The 21,338-nt window shown below is 71.7% G+C and carries 23 protein-coding genes; 8 read left to right on the forward strand and 15 right to left on the reverse strand.

Features of this window, described 5'->3' with window-relative positions; translation table 11 throughout:
* The first annotated feature begins 25 nt into the window (after nt 1-25).
* Both LUU90_RS11835 and LUU90_RS11840 read left to right on the forward strand, forming a co-directional pair.
* The gene (locus LUU90_RS11835) at nt 26-643 is read left to right on the forward strand and encodes a TetR/AcrR family transcriptional regulator (RefSeq protein ID WP_275003626.1); all 618 of its coding nucleotides are present in this window, start codon (nt 26-28) and stop codon (nt 641-643) included.
* Between the two features lie 121 nt (nt 644-764).
* Complete coding sequence (locus LUU90_RS11840) at nt 765-1,796, forward strand: tyrosine-type recombinase/integrase (RefSeq protein ID WP_275003627.1); 1,032 nt, start codon at nt 765-767, stop codon at nt 1,794-1,796.
* Nucleotides 1,797-1,819: 23 nt separating this feature from the next.
* Here the strand turns inward: LUU90_RS11840 and LUU90_RS11845 are convergent, their stop codons facing one another.
* The gene (locus tag LUU90_RS11845) at nt 1,820-2,629 is read right to left on the reverse strand and encodes a sensor histidine kinase (RefSeq protein WP_275003628.1); all 810 of its coding nucleotides are present in this window, start codon (nt 2,627-2,629) and stop codon (nt 1,820-1,822) included.
* 246 nt (nt 2,630-2,875) lie between these two features.
* Between LUU90_RS11845 and LUU90_RS11850 the strand changes: the two genes are divergently transcribed.
* The 5 genes from LUU90_RS11850 (at nt 2,876) to LUU90_RS11870 (ending at nt 8,780) form a co-directional block, all read left to right on the forward strand.
* Nucleotides 2,876-3,253, forward strand: a complete 378-nt coding sequence (locus LUU90_RS11850) for a response regulator (protein WP_275003629.1) — start codon at nt 2,876-2,878, stop codon at nt 3,251-3,253.
* Between the two features lie 173 nt (nt 3,254-3,426).
* Nucleotides 3,427-6,330 (forward strand): response regulator, encoded by a 2,904-nt coding sequence (locus LUU90_RS11855; protein ID WP_275003630.1) that lies wholly within the window; start codon nt 3,427-3,429, stop codon nt 6,328-6,330.
* Between the two features lie 7 nt (nt 6,331-6,337).
* On the forward strand, nt 6,338-6,856 hold the full coding sequence (locus LUU90_RS11860; protein ID WP_275003631.1) for a pyruvoyl-dependent arginine decarboxylase: 519 nt from the start codon (nt 6,338-6,340) through the stop codon (nt 6,854-6,856).
* A complete protein-coding gene (locus LUU90_RS11865) occupies nt 6,846-7,388 on the forward strand; it encodes a hypothetical protein (RefSeq protein ID WP_275003632.1) in 543 nt (180 codons plus the stop codon). Before LUU90_RS11860 ends, LUU90_RS11865 begins: the two co-directional genes overlap by 11 nt.
* 162 nt (nt 7,389-7,550) lie before the next feature.
* On the forward strand, nt 7,551-8,780 hold the full coding sequence (locus LUU90_RS11870) for a phospholipase D-like domain-containing protein (RefSeq protein WP_425596221.1): 1,230 nt from the start codon (nt 7,551-7,553) through the stop codon (nt 8,778-8,780).
* Here LUU90_RS11870 and LUU90_RS11875 read toward each other — a convergent pair.
* The 10 genes from LUU90_RS11875 to LUU90_RS11920 all read right to left on the reverse strand — a co-directional run bounded on the left by LUU90_RS11875 (nt 8,755) and on the right by LUU90_RS11920 (nt 16,400).
* Nucleotides 8,755-9,867 (reverse strand): mechanosensitive ion channel family protein, encoded by a 1,113-nt coding sequence (locus tag LUU90_RS11875; RefSeq protein WP_275003633.1) that lies wholly within the window; start codon nt 9,865-9,867, stop codon nt 8,755-8,757. The two genes, LUU90_RS11870 and LUU90_RS11875, sit on opposite strands and share 26 nt — an antisense overlap.
* Nucleotides 9,868-9,972: 105 nt before the next feature.
* A complete protein-coding gene (locus LUU90_RS11880) occupies nt 9,973-10,650 on the reverse strand; it encodes an MBL fold metallo-hydrolase (protein ID WP_275003634.1) in 678 nt (225 codons plus the stop codon).
* Between the two features lie 101 nt (nt 10,651-10,751).
* Nucleotides 10,752-11,342 carry a MerR family transcriptional regulator gene (locus LUU90_RS11885; RefSeq protein ID WP_275003635.1) on the reverse strand — a complete coding sequence of 197 codons (591 nt, stop codon included), beginning with the start codon at nt 11,340-11,342 and terminating at the stop codon, nt 10,752-10,754.
* A 99-nt stretch (nt 11,343-11,441) separates the two neighbouring features.
* Nucleotides 11,442-11,948 (reverse strand): bifunctional nuclease family protein, encoded by a 507-nt coding sequence (locus tag LUU90_RS11890; RefSeq protein ID WP_275003687.1) that lies wholly within the window; start codon nt 11,946-11,948, stop codon nt 11,442-11,444.
* 185 nt (nt 11,949-12,133) lie between these two features.
* A complete protein-coding gene (locus LUU90_RS11895; protein WP_275003636.1) occupies nt 12,134-12,940 on the reverse strand; it encodes a MerR family transcriptional regulator in 807 nt (268 codons plus the stop codon).
* The gene (locus LUU90_RS11900; RefSeq protein ID WP_116675148.1) at nt 12,937-13,410 is read right to left on the reverse strand and encodes an FHA domain-containing protein; all 474 of its coding nucleotides are present in this window, start codon (nt 13,408-13,410) and stop codon (nt 12,937-12,939) included. The genes LUU90_RS11895 and LUU90_RS11900 overlap by 4 nt, the downstream gene beginning before the upstream one ends.
* 290 nt (nt 13,411-13,700) lie before the next feature.
* Complete coding sequence (locus tag LUU90_RS11905; RefSeq protein ID WP_275003688.1) at nt 13,701-14,588, reverse strand: DUF881 domain-containing protein; 888 nt, start codon at nt 14,586-14,588, stop codon at nt 13,701-13,703.
* Between the two features lie 2 nt (nt 14,589-14,590).
* Nucleotides 14,591-14,923 carry a small basic family protein gene (locus LUU90_RS11910; protein ID WP_275003637.1) on the reverse strand — a complete coding sequence of 111 codons (333 nt, stop codon included), beginning with the start codon at nt 14,921-14,923 and terminating at the stop codon, nt 14,591-14,593.
* Nucleotides 14,920-15,771, reverse strand: coding sequence for a DUF881 domain-containing protein (locus tag LUU90_RS11915; protein WP_275003638.1), 852 nt, complete (start codon nt 15,769-15,771; stop codon nt 14,920-14,922). Before LUU90_RS11915 ends, LUU90_RS11910 begins: the two co-directional genes overlap by 4 nt.
* Nucleotides 15,772-15,845: 74 nt before the next feature.
* Nucleotides 15,846-16,400: a CDP-alcohol phosphatidyltransferase family protein gene (locus tag LUU90_RS11920; RefSeq protein WP_425596222.1), complete on the reverse strand. Its 555-nt coding sequence runs from the start codon at nt 16,398-16,400 to the stop codon at nt 15,846-15,848.
* A gap of 363 nt (nt 16,401-16,763) precedes the next feature.
* On the opposite strand from LUU90_RS11920, the gene LUU90_RS11925 reads away from it, so the two are divergent.
* The gene (locus LUU90_RS11925) at nt 16,764-18,821 is read left to right on the forward strand and encodes a DEAD/DEAH box helicase (RefSeq protein WP_275003640.1); all 2,058 of its coding nucleotides are present in this window, start codon (nt 16,764-16,766) and stop codon (nt 18,819-18,821) included.
* A 131-nt stretch (nt 18,822-18,952) separates the two neighbouring features.
* On the opposite strand, the gene LUU90_RS11930 is transcribed toward LUU90_RS11925, so the two are convergent.
* The 4 genes from LUU90_RS11930 to LUU90_RS11945 all read right to left on the reverse strand — a co-directional run bounded on the left by LUU90_RS11930 (nt 18,953) and on the right by LUU90_RS11945 (nt 21,278).
* Nucleotides 18,953-19,465: a PH domain-containing protein gene (locus LUU90_RS11930; protein ID WP_275003641.1), complete on the reverse strand. Its 513-nt coding sequence runs from the start codon at nt 19,463-19,465 to the stop codon at nt 18,953-18,955.
* A 5-nt stretch (nt 19,466-19,470) separates the two neighbouring features.
* The gene (hisG, locus tag LUU90_RS11935; protein ID WP_275003642.1) at nt 19,471-20,334 is read right to left on the reverse strand and encodes an ATP phosphoribosyltransferase; all 864 of its coding nucleotides are present in this window, start codon (nt 20,332-20,334) and stop codon (nt 19,471-19,473) included.
* Between the two features lie 69 nt (nt 20,335-20,403).
* On the reverse strand, nt 20,404-20,667 hold the full coding sequence (locus tag LUU90_RS11940) for a phosphoribosyl-ATP diphosphatase (protein WP_108494143.1): 264 nt from the start codon (nt 20,665-20,667) through the stop codon (nt 20,404-20,406).
* 137 nt (nt 20,668-20,804) lie between these two features.
* A complete protein-coding gene (locus LUU90_RS11945) occupies nt 20,805-21,278 on the reverse strand; it encodes a hypothetical protein (RefSeq protein WP_275003643.1) in 474 nt (157 codons plus the stop codon).
* Nucleotides 21,279-21,338: the final 60 nt, after the last annotated feature.

Genomic DNA, 21,338 nt, shown 5'->3' on the forward strand with positions numbered 1-21,338 from the left:
TTGACTACAGCCGTAGTGTGTGAAGGTGCCCGCCAGTCCTCTGCCTACCGGCCGTCCGCCGACGAGCCCTGCGCCCACCCGTTCGCAGACCTTGCTCGACGCCGCGATCCGTGTGGTCGGGACCGAGGGCATGCGTGCCCTCACCCACCGTGCGGTCGATGCCGCGGCCGGGTTGCCCACCGGTTCGGCATCCAACCTGTTCCGTACCCGGGAGGCACTGCTGCGGGCCATGGTGGTACGCATGATCGACACCGAGGTCGAGGGCTGGAACCGTCTGGCTGGTGCGGCGGCCCCGACCACGCCGGACGCGCTGGCCGCGACGCTCGGGACCATGGTGGAGACCCTCACGGGTTCGTTGCGCACGCTGACGGTCGCGCGGTATTCGCTGTTCATGGAGGCGGCGCGTGACGAGTCGCTGCAGGCCGAGATGGGACGCGGCGCGCAGCGCGTAGCCGCCATCGGGCGCGAATGGCTGACGGCGGCCGGCTCCAGCGACCCGGACGCACATACGGCACTGGTCATGGCACACCTGGACGGTCTCGTGGTGCACCGGCTTGCCTTCCCTGGCACCCCGCCGGGGTCGGACGCCGCCGCGGCCGGCCTCACGACGCTCCTGCGCGCCCTCATCCCGAAGACCAGGTGACCAGGCCGGCTGAGAGCGCCGGTGATGACGACGACCTGTCGAGAGGTGCGGGTCGCGCCGCAGGTCAGGCCCATATTCCGGCATATCGGGAGTGTCAGTGGTCCCGCCTAGGGTGACGGTCATGGTCGCTCCCCCGCGCCTCGAGCGCATCACCGTCGCCGAAGCCACCCGTCGCTACCTCGCGGCGGTCGAGGTCGAGACGATCCGTGGTGTCCTGTCGCCCGCCACGGCACGCAGCTACACGCGCGACGTCACCGAGTTCGGTCGTCTGACAGGCCGCGAGCGCATCCTGGACGACGTCACGGGGTCCGACGTCGACACGGTCCTGGTGCGGTACCAGTCCGCGCCGGACGCGCGGTACACGGACCCGGACCGTAAACCCGGTCCCGGGCGCAGCACCGCGACGGTCAACCGGTTCCGGCAGTCCGTGACCCGGTTCTTCGCGTACGCCGCTCGGGAGTGCTGGGTGCAGGCCGACCCGATGCAGTGGGCCGCCCCGCCGGCCAAGGTGCGCGGCACCCTGCGCACGGCCCGCACGGCGCTGTCGGCGGGTGCGGCGCGCAGCCTGCTGACGACCCCGCCGTCGGACACGCCGGCGCGTACCGACCAGGACCTCGCCCTGCGTGACCGCCTGGTGGTCGCGCTCCTGCTGGTCCTCGGCCCGCGTGTCTCGGAGCTCGCCCGCACGGACGTGGACGACGTCGCCCGGGAGCCCGAGCGGACCACCTGGCGTATCCGGGGCAAGGGTGGCAACACGCGCACGGTGACGCTCTCCCCGCCCCTGGCCCGGGCCCTGGACGACTACCTCACCCACCTGCGCCCCACCCTGGCCGCCAAGCGCCCCCAGGACGCCGATGCCCAGCGTGCTCTCCTGCTGTCCTGGCGGGGGCGCCGTATCGACACCCAGGCGATCCGGGCGCTGCTGTCCCGGGCCGTGCGCCGTATGCCGGCTCCCTACCAGCGTGAGGCCACCCCGCACGCGCTGCGGCACACCACGGCGACCCTGCTCGTGGCGGACGGCTGGGACGTCAAGGTCGTCGCCGAGCTCCTCGGGCACGCCTCGATCGCCACCACCGGTGTCTACCTCGACCGGATCGAGGGCGAGCTCGCCGCGGCCATCCGGTCCCACCCCCTGGCGGCCGCGATCGAATGACAACGACCACCCCTGGGGCGCGCTCAACGAGGTGTGGGCCCGTCCCTCGTCGCCGGACCCGACGACGAGTCCCGCGCCGGGCACGCCGCCAGCGTCACCGTGACCGTGGTTCCGGCACCGTTCGTGCTGTCGACACGCAGCGTGCCCCCGTGTGCGTCCGTGATGGCCCGCACGACGGGCAGCCCAACCCCGATCCCGAGCGCCCCACCGGCGGCCCCCTCCGCGCCGCGCGACCGGTAGAGCCGCACGCCGAGCCTGTCGAGCTCCTCCGGCGCCAGGCCCGCCCCCGTGTCTGCGACCTCGATCACCACCTCCTGCGACACCACCTCCTGCGACACAGCCGGTGTCGCATCCGGCGTCACAGCCGGCGTCACCCGCACCGTCACCTCGCCGCCGCGCTGCGTACGCTTGAGCGCGCCGTCCAGCAGGCTCGTGACCAGCTGTGCCAGCAGCTCCCGGTCTCCTGACACGTGGGCGGGGCCGGGAGCCGTCACCGTGAGGGACACCCCGGCGCCCCGGGCCGCCGGGCCGAGCTCGTCGCCGCAGGTGCGCGCGACGCCGGCCAGGTCCACGTCGCGCTGGGCGACGCTGAACCCTCCGGCCGAGAGCTGCGCGCTGACCAGGACCTCGTCGATCAGGCGCAGCAGGCGGCGCCCGTTGCGCTCGACGACAGCCACGTAGCGGCGTTGCTCGTCGGTCAGTGTCTCCTCCGCGCCCAGGAGCTGGGCGTACCCGAGCACCGAGGTCAGGGGCGACCGCAGCTCGTGCCCGACGACACCGGCCAGGTCGTCCTGCGTGTGCGCGGACCGAGAAGTGGCGACGTCGTCTGTCATCGGTCCCCTTCGTGCTCACGGGACGGCCTCGCCCCCGGTCGTCCCGCTACCTCGACGGTATGCACGAATGCCGCCCGCCGCCCGTCGTCGGGCAGCGACACTCCCGGCCGTGGCACCATGAACGGGCGGCAGCCCTCGTGCCGCGCGGCGGACGACCTGACGCCGGGCAGGGGCCCGCACCGACGGCGAGGAGGTAGGTCAGCGCATGCTGAAGCTACTGGACACGGCACGACCGGGAACGGCCCGATGAGCCGCCGCCTGCTCGTGGTGGACGACGAGGAGGCGATCCGGGACGTCATCCGCATCGGCCTGGAGGCGGTCACCTCGTGGACGGTGGACGTCGCCCCCAGCGGCGACCAGGCGATCACCCTGTGCCGCGCGGACCCCCCGGACGCTGTCCTCCTGGACGTCATGATGCCCGCGATGGACGGACCGACCACGTTCGCCAGGCTCCAGGACGACCCGCGCACCCGCGGCATCCCCGTGATCCTGCTGACCGCCAAGGTGCAGCCCGCGGAACGCCGCCGGTACGAGGATCTCACGGTCGCCGGCGTGCTCGCCAAGCCGTTCGACCCCCTCGCCCTTCCCGACGAGATCGCCGACCTCCTCGGCTGGCACCGGTAGCCCGCGCCCGATCCGCCCCGGCCGGCTCGTCCAACCGGCTCGTCCAACCGGCTCGTCCAACCAGCTCGTCCAACCAGCTCGTCCAACCAGCTCGTCCAACCAGCCCTGCCTCGCTGATCGACCCCGTCCGCCCCGATCAGCGAGGCCGACGACAGTGCCATACCTTGAGGGACATGGGGTCGCAGAGCGCTGCCGAGCGGTCGGGGGACGGCTTCGTACGCTGGTCCTGGACCGCCGCCGTCGCCGTCCTCGCACTCGCCCTGATCCTCGCCGGCCCCTTCGACCAGGCCACTCGCGAGACGATCTCGATGACCGCGATCGCCATAGCGGGTGTCGTCGCGGCAGTGAGCTGCGGATGGCGCGCGTCCCGATCGACAGGCCGCCGCCGCCGGGCATGGGGAATCCTCAGCCTCGGTGGGGTCGTCGGGCTGACCGGCAACGTATACGCAGGACTCGTCGGCGACCCGGAGACGGGAGACGCCGCCTACATCGCCGCCCTCCTGCTCGGCGTCGTCGGCCTCTCGCTCTTCCCGGCGGTCCGCCCGCGCGGCCAGGAGCTCGTGCGCATGCTGCTGGACAGCGTCGTGGTCGGCGGCTCCGTCCTGTACATCGCGGTGTTCGCCGTCTTCCTGGACGCGGACACCGCGGAATCGCAGGTGGCACCCACCGCCTACGCTCTGCCGCTCGTCGACGCCCTGCTCGCCACCCTCGCGGTCCTCGTCATGACCCGCTCGAACGCCGCCGAGCGCGTACCGCTCGTGCTCGTCGGCGGCGGATTCGTCCTGTACGCCGTGTCCGACGTGGCCTTCGCGCTCCTGTCCGCGTCCGACGGCTTCACGTTCGGCAGCCCCCTCGACGCGGGCTGGGTCGGCGGCTACGTCGCCATCGCGCTCGCGGCTCGCCACCCCGCCGCATCCGGCGGACCCACCCACACACCGTCCAGAGGCGTCGCCCCGTCCAGAGGCGGGACACCGGTGCTCCGCACGGTCGTGACCTTCTGCCTCTTCCTGGCAGCGGCCCTGGTCCGCGTCGTCCAGACGGGCCAGGGGCTGCCCTGGGTGGCGAACGCACTCTGGGTCGCCGTGCTCGTCGCCGTCGTCTCCCGTCAGATCCTCGTCGTCGTGGACAACGAGTCCCTGCGCCACGGTCTCGAACAACGCGTCCTCGAACGCACCGGCCAGCTGCGCTCCCTGGCGAGCGAACGCGAACGGACCCTGGAGTCCGTGGCCGACGGCATCTACGGGGTGGACGCCCGGGGCCGGGTGACCTTCGTCAACGCGGCCGCGGCACACACGCTCCGCGCTTCCGCGGCCGACCTGGTGGGACGCGAGGCCCACGCCACGTTCCACGCCCCCGCCGGGGACGGCACCCCGCACCCGGTCGAGAACTGCTACGTCACCGAGGCGATCCGCGACGGCATCACGGCCACCGCCGAACAGGACGTCTACCGGTGCCTCGACGGCACCGACGTCCCCGTCGAGGTCACCGCCAGCCCTCTGCGCGACGACGGCAGGATCCGCGGCGCTGTCGTCGCGTTCCGCGACGTCACCGAACGGCGCGAGATGGAACGCATCAAGGACGAGTTCGTGTCCGTGGTCAGCCACGAGCTGCGCACACCCCTGACGGCGATCCGCGGCGCGCTCGGCCTCCTCGAGAGCAGAGTCCTCGACAGTCGCCCCGAGCAGGCGGCCCGCATGGTCCGCATCGCGCTCACCAGCAGCGAAAGGCTCGGTCGGCTCGTCGACGACATCCTCGACACCGAGCGACTCAGCGCCAGCACCACCCGGTTCGACCTCGAGGAGCACCGCGTCGACGACCTGGTGGCCGCAGCCGTCGAACAGGTCTCCGTCCAGGCGAACAAGGCCGGGGTCGACCTCCGACCGGTCGCCACCCCCGAGGTCGTCCGGGCGGACGGCGAACGCATCGTGCAGACCCTGACGAACCTCCTGGGCAACGCCGTACGGTTCTCCCCACGCGGCAGCTCCGTCCACGTGACGGCACGGCCTGCCGGCGAGTCCGTCGAGCTGCGCGTCGATGACGAGGGCCGTGGTATCCCAGCCGACAAGCTCGAAGCCGTCTTCCGCCGCTTCGAGCAGGTCGACGCCTCCGACACACGCGAAAAGGGCGGCAGCGGGCTCGGCCTGGCCATCGCACGCAGCATCGTCGAGCGACACGGCGGCCGCCTCTGGGCGATCAGCGAGGGCGAGAACCAGGGATCAAGCTTCCGCTTCACGCTCCGCCGCGTCCCCCCACGCCCCGCCGGCACCACGAACCACGCACACGAGGACACCATCACCGCGACACGGGTGGTCATCGTGGACGACGACCCCGACGTCGTCGACGTGTTCCGCACCGTGCTGGAGGAACGAGGCTACGACGCCATCGGCGTCACCGACGGCCAGGCGGCGCTCGCGGTCATCCAGGAGGAGCCGCCCGACGCGATCATGCTCGACCTCGCGATGCCTGGCACGAGCGGGGCGGAGGTACTGAGCCGGCTGCGGCAGTCCGCCGCGACCTCCGAGATCCCGGTGGTGGTGGTGTCCGTGACGCCACCGGGCGATGCCGTGGGGACCGCGGCGCTGGCCGACGCCTGGCTCGTCAAGCCGGTGGACCCCGCACGTCTGGTCGAGACCGTGCAGGACGTCGTCCGACGGCGACCGCACCACGACCGGGTCCTGGTCGTCGAGGACGACGACGACCTGCGCACGGTGGCGTCGGCCGTCCTGGAGCGCGCAGGGCTGGCGGTCACGCAGGCGCGCTCGGTGGCCGAGGCGCGCGAAGCGCTGGCCGGGGGCGCGGCGCCCGACCTCGTCGTGCTGGACCTCACGCTCCCCGGCGGCAGCGGACAGGAGCTGGTGGCCGACCTGCGTCGCGACGGCCGCCTGCGCCAGGTCCCGCTCGTCGTCTTCACGGGTGCCGAGATCAGCGCCCGGGAGCGCACGGACCTTCGCCTGGGCCGCACCGTCTACCTGACCAAGGGTCGCACCGTGCCGGACGGCGTCCTGGGCTCCGTGCTCGACCTCCTGGACGCCGTCGCCGGCCGCGCCGGCGACCCACCGGACAGCTCCGACCAGTGAGGACCTCATGACCGATGCCCTGACGATCCGCGTGAGTGCCGGAACCGGAACCGGTCGGACCACGCTCGCCGCTTTTGACGCCGCGCTCGCCGACGCGGGCGTCAGCGACTTCAACCTCGTCCGCCTGAGCTCGATCGTCCCGCCCGGCAGCCGGGTGCTCGAGGTCGACGGCCGCGACCAGCTGCGCGGCGAGCACGGAGACGTCCTGCACTGCGTCTACGCACGGGAGCACGCGGCGCTCCCGGGGCACGAGGCCTGGGCCGGCATCGCCTGGTCGCTGCGGGACGACAACAGCGGCGCCGGCCTCTTCGTCGAGCACGAGGGCCCCTCGCGCGAGCAGGTGTCCACGGATCTCACGCACAGCCTGGAGGACCTGTCGGCCACGCGCGGAGGGGCGTACCAGCCGGCGGGTCGGCTGGTCACGGGCCTCACCTGTACCACGCTGCCCGTCTGCGCGGTGGTCGTGGCGACCTTCCGCCGCACGGGCTGGTACACGGGCGAGGAGGAGGTCGGCGGTGGCCGCTGACATCACCTTCGAGCCGGCCGTCGACGGCGAGGTGGCCCAACGCTTCTGGGAGCTGTACCTCGAGGCCTTCGCACCGTTGCGCACCCGTGCGGCGGCCCGGCACGTGCTGCTCCGCGAGGAGTTCGACGCGGAGATGGCCGACCAGCGCGTGACCAAGATCCTCGCTCACGACGAGCAGGGTGCGGCGGTCGGGCTGACCACGCTCGCGACGGACCTCGCCGCGGTGCCGTGGGTGAGCCCCGAGTTCTTCGCCGAGCGATACCCCGAGCAGGCAGCCCGCGGAGCGGTCTGGTACATCGGGTTCACGCTCGCACATCCGGGCCGGCGCTCCACGCGAACCTTCATGGACATGATCGACGCCCTGGTCGCACACCTCGCCGAGCACCGCGTGGTGTGCGCCTACGACGTCTCCCGGTTCAACGACGACTCCTTGCGCTTCGCCGACAACCTGCGCCGCCATCTCGAGCGCACGCAGGACGTGACGGTCGAGCGCGTGGACCAGCAGACGTACTACGCGACGACGTTCCACTGACCCGGCCGGTCGGCCCGCTGACCCGGCCGGTCGGCCCGCTGACCCGGCCGGTCGGCCGGGTTCCGCGAACCTGGACGTGCGACCGGGTACCGTGAGCGCGTGGCGTCTCGCAAGGTCCCTCGCAACCTTCCCAAGCTCACGCTGGACCTCCCCTCCGGCTTCATGCAACGTGCCCGCACGCTCACGACCCGGGCCGCGATCATCGCGGCGGCCGTACCCGTCGGGGCAGCGATCGCACTCACCGTCACGGACAAGATCCGACGGCGCCTGCACCCGCTCACGTCGAACTTCCCCACGGAGAAGCCGCTCACCGAGCACATCGACCAGACCGCCACCACCGTCTACACCTATGGCGCCGACCTGTTCGAGGCCATGCTCGAGGCCATCGCCGGCGCACGCAAGACCGTGATGCTGGAGTCGTACATCTGGAAGAACGACCAGATGGGGCAACGGTTCAAGCAGGCGCTGATCGACGCCGCCGCGCGCGGCGTGGACGTCTACGTCATCGTCGACGGCTTCGCCAACCTGGTCGTCCCGTACTCGTTCTTCCGCTTCCCGCCCTCCGTGCACGTGCTGCGCTTCCCCGTGCTACGGCCCGGCATGGCGTACCTCAACATCCGCACCTCCGGCCGTGACCACCGCAAGATCCTCGTGGTCGACGACGAGACCGGATTCGTCGGCGGGTACAACATCGGCTCCCTGTACGCCACACACTGGCGCGACACCCACGTGCGCCTCCAAGGCCCTTCCGCGTGGGAGCTGCGCAACGCGTTCGTCGACTTCTGGAACCGGCACCGCAAGCAGCGCCACCCCATCCTGGCCGACGCCGGTTCCGGCACCTGGCTTCCCCACCTCAAGGCCGCGCGCAACGCGCCGTCCGAGCTCGTGTTCCCCATCCGCGGGATCTACCTCGACGCCATCGACCGGGCCATCAGCCACGTCTACATCACACAGGCCTACTTCATCCCCGACCACGACATCCACGCCGGGCTGCTGGCCGCCGCCGCACGCGGCGTCGACGTCCGCGTGCTGGTACCGCACCGCTCCAACCATGTGGTGGCCGACTGGCTCGCCCGCGGCCAGTACGCGTCCCTGCTGCGCGGCGGCGTGCGGATCTTCCTGTACCAGGGCGCCATGGTGCACGCCAAGACCGCCACCATCGACCGCCGCTGGACCACCATCGGCACCGCCAACATCGACCGGCTCAGCCTCACCGGCAACTACGAGATCAACCTCGAGATCGTCGACCCCGGGCTGGCCGGCCGGATGGAGGACATCTTCGCCATGGACCTGTCCAACGCGCAGGAGCTCACACTCGCGCAGTGGGAGGAGCGCGGCACGCTCGCCAAGATCGCCGAGTCCCTCCTCATCCCGCTCCGGCCCCTGCTGTAGCGGCCGCCGCCGCGTCGGCAGAACCACGCACCACCGTGCCCCTCGCGCCGTCCTCCCATCGCGTCCGCGGCAGCGCGTCCGGCGCCTCCCGCTGCAGCCAGGTCACCAGACCCTCGCGCACCAGGCACCGCAGGTCCCACAGCGCCGAGCTGTCAGCGCCGCTGACCAGCGCCCGGGTCCGCACCACACCCGACACCGCCGAGGTGACCTGCAGGTTCACCACCCGCCCGTCCCACAACGGGGACTGGGTCACCAGCCGTCGCAGCTCCGCCCGCATGGCGTCCAGCGGCACCCGGAAATCGACGTCGATCTCCACGGTGCCCAGCACCTCAGAGGACTTCCGCGTCCAGTTCTCGTACGGCGTCGACGTGAAGTAGGTACACGGCAGGATCAGCTTGCGCTCGTCCCAGATACCCACCACCACATAGGCCAGCGTGATGTCCTCGATGGTGCCCCACTCGCCCTCGACGACCACCACGTCACCCACCCGCACCGCGTCGCTGAACGCGATCTGCAGCCCCGCGAACACGTTCCCCAGCGCCGACTGCGCCGCCAGCGCCGCCACCACGGAGAGCACGCCCGCCGAGGCCAGCAGGCTGGCGCTCGCCGCCCGCGCCTCGGGGAACGTGAACAGGACGGCAGCACAGGCCACCACGGACACCAGACCGATGGTCAGGCGGCGCACGACCATGATCTGGGTACGCAGCCGACGCGCATGCCGCCCCGACATGCGGTTGCCCACCCGGTGCAGGGCCCGGTCCTCGATGACGAGGGCGATGGTGGCGACCATCCAGGCCGAGCTGACGATCACCGACACGAGCACCACGTGCTGGAGCACGGGCAGCCAGTGGTCGCCCCGGTTCGCGGTCGACCACACGGCGATCCACATCCCGAGCACCATGAAGGTGGCGTGCGCGGGCTTGCGCAGCCGCAGGGCGATCTCCCGGACGGTGCCGTTGCCGCGGGCCGCGAACCGCACCAGCCTCGAGACCAGCATCACCGTGAAGAACGCCGCCGTGACGGCGAGCACCACCCACCCCAGGGTGACGGCGAGGTTGGTTGCCTGTTCGATCTCTTCCTCAGCCACGGGCACAGGGTCGCCCACGCCGACCACACGCCGCAAACTCCACAACCCGGACACGGCATTTCGGGGGCCGATTTCATCCGCACCCCCGGGTCGGACGGGCGGGCGTCAGACGGTCAGCGACTCCCCCGGCGCCAGCCGCGAGTACGTGTACTGCCCGCCGAGCCGCGCCGTGTCCAGCCACCGCCCGGTCAGGGTGTGTCCCACCTCGGACAGCAGCGCGTCGTGGACCGGCACGACAGCCCTCGCGGGAACCGCCCGCGCGAAGTCGATCGCCTCGGCCAGCTTCATCCACGGCCCCGACACCGGGACCAGGAGGACGTCCAGGCCGCCCTCGGGCACCGCGACCGGCACCACGTACGAGTCGCCCGGGTGGTAGACGCTCGTGCCACCGGTCTCGACCAGGTACGTCGCGTTCACCGCACGCGGTACCTCCGGGTGGATCAGCGCGTGGTCGCCACCACCGACCGTGACCCGGGCACCGGCCACGTCCAGCACCTGGCCCGGCTCCACCTCGTGCACCCGCCCGGCGGGCGCGCCGCCCTCGCGCAGGGCGTCCGCCGCGGGGCCGGTGGCCCACACGTGGAGGTCGAGGGCCGCACCGAGGTGGGAGACAAGGGTGGGTACGTCGACGTGGTCGACGTGGTCGTGGGTGAGCAGCACCGCCGCGGCGCCGGTGAGGGCGGAGGCGGCGTCGCTGAAGGTGCCAGGGTCGATCACGAGGGTGCCGCCGCCGTGGGGCAGCTGGAGGGAGACGCATGCGTGACCGTGGAAGGTGAGCTGCATGCCGGCAGGTTACGCCTGCCGGCCGGAGACAGCAGACCGCCTGGCCGGGGTGCGGTGCAGCCCCGTTCCAGACGGCTGAGTGAAGCGTGGTGGTGGTCCGGTCAGACGGCTGACCGGGCCGCCCTGCGTTGGGCGAGCTCGTCGCCCTCGACGGCGGGCACGTCGGCGGTCTCCCCCTGGTCGAGGGTCTCGGTGGGCATCTGGGCCAGGGTGCCCTCGATCTCGCGCCAGACCCGGCCGACGGCGATGCCGAACACACCCTGCCCGCCGGCGACGAGATCGACCACCTCGTCGGGCGAGGTGCACTCGTACACGCTCGCGCCGTCGGACATGAGGGTGATCTGTGCCAGGTCGTCGACGCCGCGCTCGCGCAGCGCGGTGACGGCGGTGCGGATCTGTTGCAGGGAGACGCCTGTGTCGAGGAGTCGCTTGACCACCTTGAGCACGAGGATGTCGCGGAAGCTGTACAACCGGTGTGTCCCGGATCCTGTGGCCGGCTTGATGCTCGGCTCCACGAGGCCGGTACGGGCCCAGTAGTCGAGCTGACGGTACGTGATGCCGGCAATGTGGCAGGCCGTGGTGCCGCGATAGCCCGTCGTGGCGTCCTGCTCCGTCAGGTCCTCACCGAAGAGGAGACCCTGCGCGCCGTGCGGGACCGTAGCGCGTGTGGCTCTCTCACCGCTGGTGTTCACTGTGCCTCCTGGGGTGTCGTGGCCACGCTATGGCGCGTCGAAGGTGATTTCAAAGATGTGCGCCGTGAAAGCCTCGGCGTGTCGCGAGTTGGTCCACTTTCAGCCGGTTCTGCCCCCACCCTGGTTGCCGCTGCCGGGAGGCCCGAGGAAGTCTTCGGGTGTGACGTGATCCAGGAAGTCGCGGAACCGCTCGACCTCGGCCTGCTGGTCGACGTCGACGATCTCGACGCCGGCCAGGGCGACGATCTCGGCGGAGCACAGGACCGGGCTGCCGGTGCGCACGGCCAGCGCTATCGCGTCGGAGGCCCGCGAGTCGAGGTGCACGCCGTTGCTCAGGACGAGCTCGGCGAAGTAGATGCCGCCTTCGAGGGCGACGATGTCCACCCGTTCGAGCGTGACGCCGACGGCGCTGAGCACGTCGCGCAGCAGGTCGTGCGTCATGGGCCGGGGCGTGGCCAGGCCCGCCTGCGCCATGGCGATGGCGCTCGCCTCACGTGCTCCGATGACGATCGGGATGGCCAGGTCGGCGGCGCTGTCGAGCAGCAGCACCACGATCTCCTGATCGCGCTGCTGCTGTCGCACGCCGAGGATCTCCACGGGGACCATCGGCACGTCGTCCGGCCTCACGCTTTCACCGTACGGCTTCCGGCGGTCGCTCGTCGCGCGCTCGGGACAAATTCCTGGTCACGGACCGGTCGCCGGGCGGCAAAGATGGGTGAATTCTTGGTGCGCAGAGTGGTGGACGGGGCGTGCCGGAGCGCCGTCGGGTGCGTGTGACGTGGGGTTCGGCCTCAGCCGAGGTCGTCGATGCCCTGCCGGACCCAGGCGGCGTGCAGGCGGGTGAACAGCTCGCCCATGTCGCTCGCCATGCTGGCGGCGCGGCCGCGGGCCGCGCTGGCGTGCTGGCTGCGCAGGGGTGCGACGACCTGGTCCACGAGCGCGACCTGCCGGTCGGCGGCGGTGCGGAACGAGCGCAGGTGGCGCGGTTCGATGCCGAACTCGGCCAGGGCGCCCGCGATCCGGGCGACATCGACGGCGCCCGAGCCGAACGTGCCGGCCGACGACGGCAGGAGCCCTGCCTGAGCGAGGTCCTGCACGAACTCCTCGGTGACGCCGGCGGCGTCGGCGACGGACTGTGCGGTCCAGCGGCGGCGGGCGGGTGAGCCGGTGCCGGCCAGGCGGGGTGCCGGGTGCTCGGCCGAGTCGGGGTCGGCGTCCATCGCGGCGAGGCGTTCCTTGATCACCTTCAGCGGCATGTAGCTGTCGCGCTGCTCGGTGAGGACGAAGCGCAGGCGCTCGACGTCGGCCTGGCTGTACTGGCGGTAGCCCGAGGGTGTGCGCACCGGCTCGATCAGGCCCTGCTCCTCGAGGAAGCGGAGCTTGGAGTGCGAGACGGACGGGAACTCCTGGCCCAGGGCGCGCAGGACGTCGCTGATGCGCATGGTGGCCTGGCGGGAGATCCCGCGGGGCCAGGGCGCGTCGACGCCGTCGTCGGCGTGGCCGTGCTCGTCGTCCTGGACGCGCTCGTGGGCCCGGTCGTGGCGTGGGTCGGTGCCGCCGTGGACCCCACGATGGTCGCGTGCGGCGCCTGCGGTCACGGGGCGGGCGTCCCCGCGCCCCACTGCGCCGGCGACTGCGGGCTGGCGTGGAAGGTGAGGCGGAACTTGCCGATCTGGACCTCGTCGCCGGTGACCAGCGTGGCCGCGTCGATGCGGCCACGGTTGACGTAGGTGCCGTTCAGGGAGCCGATGTCGCGTACGACGAACGAGTCGCCCTCGCGCACGAACTCGGCGTGCTTGCGGGACACGGTGACATCGTCGAGGAAGATGTCGGCCTGCTCGCTGCGGCCGGCGACGCTGCGGCCGGTGTCCAGGAGGAAGCGTGCGCCGAACCCTGGCCCTCGCTGCACGATCAGCAGCGCGGAGTGTCGCGGCAGTGCGGCGACGGCGGCGGCTTCCTCCGGGCTGAGCGCCGTGCGGGGCGCCTGCTCGTCGGAGGTCGGGAACGCGATGCGACCCAGGTTGGCCGTGGTATCGGGCCCGACCGGATGGGCGCTGGGGTCCGTCATCAGGTCTCCTCGGGTGCGATGGTGATCTTCGTGGTGACTGCGGTGATGAACTGCGGTGATGATGAGGTGGGTTCCTACCGGGGACAACGGCTGGGACCGCGTCCGGGTTCCACTCAACCTACCCCGATCGGGATGGACGCGGGAACCAAAGACGGGAACCAACCCGGATAAAACTACCCACGTCACGACGGTTCCGCATGCCAGTTTTCACAGCCCGGTCCTGAGTCCGGTCCTGAGTCCGGTCCCCGGCCCCGGGATCAGGCCGAGAAGGCGGGCGAACGTGGTGGGGGTCACTCCTCGTCGGCCGGTTCGGCATGCTCCGGTTCGCCCGGGATGCGCACGGCGTCGACGCTGACCTGGTCGGAGACGGTCGTGGTCGCTTCGCCGCCCTCCTCGCGGATCCGGGGCAGCGCGCCGCCGGGGATCTCGAGCGCGCGGTCGATCGTCTCGGGGTTGCCGATCGCCGTCCACTCGTACGGGGACGCGATGGCCACGCCGTCGAGCACGACGCCGCCGCCGGAGTCGATGAAGTAGCTGGTGGTGACCAGCCGCATCCCGTTGACCTGGATCGCCTCGGCCCCCGCGTTGCGCAGCTCCTCGAGAAGGTTGAACAGGACCTGCGCCTCCAGCGGCCGGTCGCCGTCGGCCACGTGGATCCGCACGCCCGGACCGTGGGCGGGGAGCCGGCCGGAGAGGATGCCCTCCTGCTCGGCGCGCTGCCGGGCGAGGTCGCGCGCCGCCTGGTCGCGCCCGTCCTCCGACCGCAGGTCGTCCCGGATCTCCTCCAGGTCGCCGACCTCCGCGTCGAGCTGTTCCGCACGCTGCGTCACCTCGTCCAGGAGCCGCACCAGCTCGTCCTGGCGCAGGCTGCTGAGCTGGTCCCCCGTCGACTGCCCCACCTGGACCGCCAGGGCGAAGCCCAGCGCCAGGCACAGCAGGCCGGTGAGCAGCTCCGAGCGGGTGCCACGCGGCCGCAGCAGCTGCGCCACGCGCTTCCAGCCCGACGCCGGTTCCCGCTCCACGGGCTCGGGCTCCGCCTGGTTGTCGGTCTGGTTGTCGGTCTGGTTGTCGGTCTGGTTGTCGGTCTGGTTGTCGGTCTGGTTGTCGGTCTGGTCGTCGGTGCGGTCCTCGACCTGGTCCTCGGTCCCGTCCGCAGCCCTGTCGCGCTCGTCGCCCATGCTCACGCCTTGAAGATGTGCCGGCGGATCGAGGCGGCGTTCGAGAAGATCCGGATGCCGAGCACCACCACCACTGCCGTCGAGAGCTGCCCGCCCACGCCGAGCTGGTCACCCAGGAACACGATGAACGCAGCCACCACCACGTTCGACAGGAACGACACCAGGAAGACCTTGTCGTCGAACAAACCATCGAGCATCGCCCGCAGCCCTCCGAACAGGGCATCCAGCGCCGCCACCACCGCGATCGGCAGATACGGCTGCAGTATCAGCGGGACGGTCGGCTGCAGCACCAGGCCGGCGACCACCCCGACCACGAGCCCGACGATCGCGATCATCCGTTGTCCTCCTCGGATCGGTCCTCTGTTGTGCCCGCGTCCCCGGAGCGCGGAACGTGCGTGTACCGCAGCGTCGGAGAACCCGCACCCGGCAGGTACATCCCCTCGCTCGTGGTCACCTCGTTCTCGATGCCGTACTCCGCACTCAGCAGCTGCAGGAACCCCATCCCCGCCGACCGCGCGAACTCGACCTGCATGTCCTCCGGATCCCCCACCGCCTCGATCGTGTACGTCGGCCCGTTCAACGGCTGCAGATCCACCAGGATCGCGTCACCCGCGTTCCGGATCGCCGACAACGACGTCAAACGCTCGTCGTTCACCGCCACCGCCTCCGCACCCGCCGCCCACAGCTCGTTGACGACGAACTGCACGTCCGCGTCCCGCACCCGCGACTCCGCGGGCGCGTCCCCCGGATCCACCAGCCCACCACCCGCACCGTCCGTCAGCCGCACCACCATGCCAGGACCCCGCACCGGCACCGCACCGTTCACCCACCGGTCCAGGTCGTTGATCTCCACCAACGCGGACGGCAGCAACCCACCGCTCTGCAGGCTGTCGACCTCCGCGCTCAGCGCCGCAGAACGCTCCGACAGCGCCTCCACCTCGGCGCTACGCTCCTGGATCTGCTCCATGAGCACCGTCCGCCCCTTCGCGACCAACGGCTGCGGCGCTCGCAGGTCGATGACCGCGACGGTCGTCGCTGCGCCGAGCAGGACCGCGACGAGCAGCAGACCGACCAGGCCCACCCCGCCGCGGCGCGACGTCGTCTCGCCCGCCGCGCGCCGCTGCGCCATCTGCGCGTACCCCGGGTCCAGAGGGCGCTCGGTGACCTCGCGCAGCAGCGTCATCGACTCGTCCGGGCGCCGACGCGCGCCATCCTCCGCAGTGCCCGGCGTCCGATCCACCGTGGTACCCGGACCGGTCATGCCCCGGCCGCCAGGCGTCGCACCTGGGCCACGTACTGGAGTCCCGCCAGCCAGTACAGGCCGACACCCCACCAGGTGAAGGCCCAGCCCACCACGTGCGCGGCGGCCCCTATCCAGCCGGGTACCTCCGCGAGCAGCAGGAGCGGGAAGGCGTACAGCAGGGCGAACGTCGCAATCTTGCCGACCAGCGTCACGTTCAGCGTGCCGTACCCCAGGCGGGCCAGAACCGGCACCGTCAGCGCGAGCAGCACGTCACGCGCGATGATCGCGATGACCAGCCACGGCGGCACCACCTCGCGCCACGCCAGGCCGATCAGGGTCACGAAGATGAAGAGCCGGTCGGCGAAGGGATCCAGGATCTGCCCCAGCCGGGTGACCTGGTTCAGACGACGTGCCAGCACACCGTCGAGCCAGTCCGTGGCGCCCGAGACCGCAAGGACCAGCAGGGCCCAGCCGTCCTCGCCCACGACGATCAGCACGGCGAAGACCGGCACGAGCGCCAGCCGCACCAGGCTGATGATGTTGGGCACGGTCAGGACCCGGGAGCTCATCTCCGCCCCAGTGGACACGCACACCGCCCTTGCTCACGCCGGTTTCGTCTCGTCGCAATACTACGGGGCGGGCGTTGCGTATCCGCACTGGCGCGCCGTCCGACCGCCACGCAACGCCTCTCACCACCGACAACATCACCCCGCGTGCTGCACGTCACGCCGCCCAGGCCTGTGCCGAACGCCCCAGCAGCCGATAGGGTGGTGCCACATCCCCTTGGAGTTCGTCGTCATCCCGTGTGTGCACACAACGTGCGAGACAGGCCCGCAGCCTCGGTTGCGGGGAAGGTGTTTCGGGAGCAAGCGACGCGAGGGTCCTCACCTCGGCCCTGACTCCCCTTCCGACGACGAACGGTGCATCACTGCATGTCTATCGACACCCATGACCTGATCGCGCCTGCTGAGCAGGCAACCGAGCAGGCCATCGCCGACACCGGCGACCAGACGACCCCCGAGGCCGTCACCATCTCCGAGGACACCACCTCCGAGAGCAGTACCCCTGAGGACACGACCACCGAGGCGACCGCCCCGGCAGTGACTGCCCAGGACGCCAGCCAGGACTCCGCCAAGGACTCCACCCCGGAGCCCGCCGCTCAGCCCGAGCCCACCGGCCCGACCTTCGCAAGCCTCGGCCTCCCCGCGCAGCTGATGGCAGCCGTCGACAAGCTCGGCTTCGTCACGCCCTCCGCCATCCAGGCCCGCGCCATCCCCGAGCTGCTCTCCGGCCGCGACATCACCGGCGTCGCCCAGACAGGCACCGGCAAGACCGCCGCCTTCGGCCTCCCCCTGCTCGCCGCCATCGACCCCAAGCTCCGCAAGGTCCAGGCCCTCGTCCTGGCCCCCACCCGTGAGCTCGCCATGCAGGTCGCCGACGCCATCGAGTCCTTCGCGACCGAGCTCGACGACGTCCGCGTCCTGCCCGTCTACGGCGGCGCCCCCTACATCCCCCAGCAGCGCGCCCTGCGCGACGGCGTCCACGTCGTCGTCGGCACCCCCGGCCGCATCAAGGACCACCTCGACCGCGGCGCCCTCAAGCTCGACGACATCCGCTTCCTCGTCCTCGACGAGGCCGACGAGATGCTCCGCATGGGCTTCGCCGAGGACGTCGAGGAGATCTTCGGCCAGGCACCCGCCAAGCGCCAGGTCGCCCTCTTCTCCGCGACCATGCCCCCGGCCATCCGCAAGGTCGCCGACCACCACATGACCGACCCCGTGCAGATCGCCGTCACCCGGCAGGCCTCCACCGTCACCGCGGTGCGTCAGACCTACGCCGTCGTGCCCTTCCGCCACAAGGTCGGCTCCCTCGCCCGCGTCCTCGCCACCTCCGACGCCGACGCAGCCATCGTCTTCACCCGCACCCGCGGCGCAGCGGAAGACGTCGGCTCCGCCCTCATCGAGAAGGGCATCTCCGCCGCCACCATCTCCGGCGACGTCGCCCAGAAGGAACGCGAGAAGATCGTCGAGCGACTCCGCTCCGGCGCCCTCGACGTCCTCGTCGCCACCGACGTCGCCGCCCGCGGCCTCGACGTCGACCGCATCGGACTCGTCGTCAACTTCGACGTCCCCGGCGAGCCCGAGGCCTACGTCCACCGCATCGGCCGCACCGGCCGCGCTGGACGCACCGGCGAAGCACTCACCTTCGTCACCCCCCACGAGCGCGGCAAGCTCCGCAGCATCGAGCGCACCATCCGCGCCTCGCTCGAAGAGGTAGAGATCCCCTCCCCCCGCGACGTCTCGGCCCACCAGGTCAAGCGCGCACTCGGCAAGGTCGCGGCCCGCCGCGAAGCCGGACGCCTCGACATGTACACCGAGATGATCCGCACCTACGCCGAGGAGAGCGGCACCGACCCCGTCGAGATCGCAGCCGCCATGGCGGCGCTCGCGGTCGGCGACGACGGCCCCCGTGCCCGTGCCGAGCAGGAGGAGTACGAGCGCGAGCGGACCGAGGCCAAGTCGGCAGCGGCACGTCGCACCTCCCGCGACGGCGACCGCCACGACCGGTCGGGTGACCGTTCGCCGCGCACCCGGTCCGAGGGCGACCGCGGCATCCGCCGTCCCGCCCGGGGCACCCGCTACCGCATCGCCGTCGGGCACACGCACGGCGTGCAGCCGGGCGGGATCGTCGGCGCGCTGACCGGCGAGGGTGGCATCACCGGTGCCGACGTCGGCAAGATCGACATCTTCGGCAGCTTCTCGCTGGTCGACATCATCGCGCCGCTGGACACCGAGGCGCTCGACCGTCTGGCCCGTGCCCGCGTGGCCGGCAAGCCGCTGCGTATCACGCTCGACCGTGGTCCCGCGGCGCGCACCGGCGGCGACCGCGACCGTGCACCCCGGAGCGGTGGCGACCACCGCCGTCCGGACGGCGAGCGTGGACCCCGCGCCCGCACCACGCCCCACTGGGACGCGCGCACCAGCCGCTGACCCCGGCTGACGCTCGACGAGCAGTCGCATGACGACGGCGGTCGAGCTCCCCGAGACCTGATCTCGGGGAGCTCGACCGCCGTTTCTGCTGTCCCGCTACGTCTGGCTGTCCCGCTACTTTCCGGTCGGGCCTACGCCTGGTCGGGCGTGCCCCGGCCGGGTTCCGTGGCCTCGCCCAGCTCGGCGACGAGCGCCACCAGACGGCGTGCCTCGGCCATGCCGTGCTCGCCGTCCGCTCGCTGGATGCCCATCACGGCGAGCACGTCGCCGTCGGCCAGGTCGAGGTGTACCCACGGGTCGTTCGGCCCGAAGCGCACCGTGACGATCTCGGCCCAGGCCAGCCGGCGGCTCTTGGCGTAGTTCACCACGGTGAGCCCGGCGGGGTCCGGCATCGCCCGCACGGCGCCGAACCGCCAGGCGATCAGGGCACCCAGCACCCCGAAGACGATCATCGCCACCCGGTTGGCCGTGTCGGCGGTGTTCGCGGCCAACGCCACGAACGTGCACCCGCCGGCGGACAGCAGGGCCAGCCCGTAGGCCGTCGGTGTGCCGAACCGTCCGCGGAAGGTGCGGAAGCGGTCACGGTCGTGGCCGGGGGCGCCGCCGCCCGCCGTCCCCTGGCCTGTGCCCGTTCCCGCACCCATGGGGCCTACAGCCGCGAGGCGTGGATCGAGGTCACGATGATGGCGCGCGCCCCGACGTCGTACAGCGCGTCCATGATCCGGTTGGTCTCCCGGCGCGGGACCATGACGCGGACGGCGCAGGCGTCGCTGTGGTGCTGTGCCGAGACGGTCGGGGACTCCTTGCCCGGCGTGATCGCGACCGCCTGTTCCAACCGTGACGCGGGGACCACGTAGTCCATGAGGACATACTCCCGGGCGGTGATCACGCCCTCCAGACGGCGGGTCAGGATGTCCAGACCAGCCGGCGGCTCGGCATCCGACTGCCGGATCAGCACCGCCTCGGAGCGCAGGATCGGGTCGCCGAACACCTCGAGGCCCGCGGCCCGCAGGGTGGTGCCGGTCTCCACGACATCGGCGATGACGTCCGCGACGCCGAGCCGCACGCTCGACTCCACGGCACCGTCCAGGTGCACGATCGCGGCGGGTTCGATGCCCTGCTTCGCCAGGTGCTGTGCCACGAGCGTCGTGTACGACGACGCCACACGCCGCCCCGCGATCTGGCTCACCTCGGTCACCGGGTCGGCCTCGCCAGGACCGGCGGGCGCCGCGTACCGGAACGTGGACCGGGCGAACCCGAGACCGAGGTGCTCGACGGCGTCGGCGCCCGAGTCGAGCATCAGGTCGCGGCCGGTGATCCCGACGTCGACGGTGCCCGTCCCGACGTAGACCGCGACGTCACGCGGACGCAGGAAGAAGAACTCGACGTCGTTCTCGGGGTCGGCGAGCACGAGCTCACGGGTGTCGCGGCGCTGGCGGTAGCCCGCCTCGCGCAGCATCTCGGAGGCGGGGCCCGACAGGGCACCCTTGTTGGGGACGGCGATGCGCAGCATGTGGTTCTTTCCTCTCTGGGTGTACGACGGAGCTGAGTGCGGGGTCCGGATCACTGCCCGGAGGCCCCGCTACAGATGCGTGTACACGTCCTCGAGGGTCAGTCCCTTGGCGACCATCAGAACCTGCAGGTGGTACAGGAGCTGGGAGATCTCCTCCGCGGTCTCGCTGTCCGACTGGTACTCGGCTGCCATCCACACCTCGGCGGCCTCCTCCACGACCTTCTTGCCGATCGCATGGACACCGGCGTCCAGCTGGGCCACGGTGCCGGAACCCGCCGGACGGGTCTCGGCCTTCTCGGTCAGCTCGGCGAACAGGGTCTCGAAGGTCTTCACGGGCTCAGCCTAGTCCGGCCTGAGGGGCACTACCCGCCGCCGTCCCACGTTCTGGCCATGTTCCGGTTATGGCGCTGGCCACTCGCCCGGCAACGTGCCGCCCGCCCCGGGGACGAGGACCCCCTGGAACGGCGTGATCAGGTGGAGGTCTCCTTCGCCGCCCTGCACGTCTCCGGCGTCGAGACCACGGCGATCCGATCCCCGGGCGAGACCTCGACCTCGGGCGGGGGCTCCACACCGCCGCTCGGCTCGGGCCGCGCCAGCACCTTCTCGACGTCGAACAGCCAGCGGTTGGCCTCGGCACCGAACATGGGCGCCGTCCCGTCCCGCTCGACGACACTCCCCCGCAGCACGACGCCGGCATCGGCCGCCGCCTCGTCCGGCGTCCGGAAATGCACCCAGTCGACGCACGCCTCGCTCGTCCCGGTGCTGGTCCCGGTGCTGGTCTCGGTGCTGGTCTCGGTGCTGGTCCCGGTGTTCGCCCCCCTGCCCGTCTCACCGCTCGGGGTCAGCGGGTCGGCCGCGCCGCACCCGGTGAGGCCACCGGACAGCGCGGCCGCCAGCAGTACCACCGAGATCGCGGCCACCCGCCGAGCCCTTGAGGTCGTCATACCCGGCTTGTGTGCCGCCGGCCCCGCTTCTTGCGGCTATGGGTGTCGTATGCGCCCGGG

Source organism: Promicromonospora iranensis, assembly GCF_028994775.1.
GTDB lineage: Bacteria > Actinomycetota > Actinomycetes > Actinomycetales > Cellulomonadaceae > Promicromonospora > Promicromonospora iranensis_A.

What these genes read in the sequence shown, in the direction of transcription:
- LUU90_RS11840 (WP_275003627.1), top strand. Translation starts at nt 765, where the DNA reads ATGGTCGCTCCCCCGCGCCTCGAGCGCATCACCGTCGCCGAAGCCACC.
- LUU90_RS11845 (WP_275003628.1), bottom strand. Translation starts at nt 2,629, where the DNA reads ATGACAGACGACGTCGCCACTTCTCGGTCCGCGCACACGCAGGACGAC.
- LUU90_RS11850 (WP_275003629.1), top strand. Translation starts at nt 2,876, where the DNA reads ATGAGCCGCCGCCTGCTCGTGGTGGACGACGAGGAGGCGATCCGGGAC.
- LUU90_RS11855 (WP_275003630.1), top strand. Translation starts at nt 3,427, where the DNA reads ATGGGGTCGCAGAGCGCTGCCGAGCGGTCGGGGGACGGCTTCGTACGC.
- LUU90_RS11860 (WP_275003631.1), top strand. Translation starts at nt 6,338, where the DNA reads ATGACCGATGCCCTGACGATCCGCGTGAGTGCCGGAACCGGAACCGGT.
- LUU90_RS11870 (WP_425596221.1), top strand. Translation starts at nt 7,551, where the DNA reads ATGCAACGTGCCCGCACGCTCACGACCCGGGCCGCGATCATCGCGGCG.
- LUU90_RS11880 (WP_275003634.1), bottom strand. Translation starts at nt 10,650, where the DNA reads ATGCAGCTCACCTTCCACGGTCACGCATGCGTCTCCCTCCAGCTGCCC.
- LUU90_RS11890 (WP_275003687.1), bottom strand. Translation starts at nt 11,948, where the DNA reads ATGGTCCCCGTGGAGATCCTCGGCGTGCGACAGCAGCAGCGCGATCAG.
- LUU90_RS11900 (WP_116675148.1), bottom strand. Translation starts at nt 13,410, where the DNA reads ATGACGGACCCCAGCGCCCATCCGGTCGGGCCCGATACCACGGCCAAC.
- LUU90_RS11905 (WP_275003688.1), bottom strand. Translation starts at nt 14,588, where the DNA reads ATGGGCGACGAGCGCGACAGGGCTGCGGACGGGACCGAGGACCAGGTC.
- LUU90_RS11910 (WP_275003637.1), bottom strand. Translation starts at nt 14,923, where the DNA reads ATGATCGCGATCGTCGGGCTCGTGGTCGGGGTGGTCGCCGGCCTGGTG.
- LUU90_RS11915 (WP_275003638.1), bottom strand. Translation starts at nt 15,771, where the DNA reads ATGACGCTGCTGCGCGAGGTCACCGAGCGCCCTCTGGACCCGGGGTAC.
- LUU90_RS11920 (WP_425596222.1), bottom strand. Translation starts at nt 16,400, where the DNA reads ATGAGCTCCCGGGTCCTGACCGTGCCCAACATCATCAGCCTGGTGCGG.
- LUU90_RS11925 (WP_275003640.1), top strand. Translation starts at nt 16,764, where the DNA reads ATGTCTATCGACACCCATGACCTGATCGCGCCTGCTGAGCAGGCAACC.
- LUU90_RS11930 (WP_275003641.1), bottom strand. Translation starts at nt 19,465, where the DNA reads ATGGGTGCGGGAACGGGCACAGGCCAGGGGACGGCGGGCGGCGGCGCC.
- hisG (WP_275003642.1), bottom strand. Translation starts at nt 20,334, where the DNA reads ATGCTGCGCATCGCCGTCCCCAACAAGGGTGCCCTGTCGGGCCCCGCC.
- LUU90_RS11945 (WP_275003643.1), bottom strand. Translation starts at nt 21,278, where the DNA reads ATGACGACCTCAAGGGCTCGGCGGGTGGCCGCGATCTCGGTGGTACTG.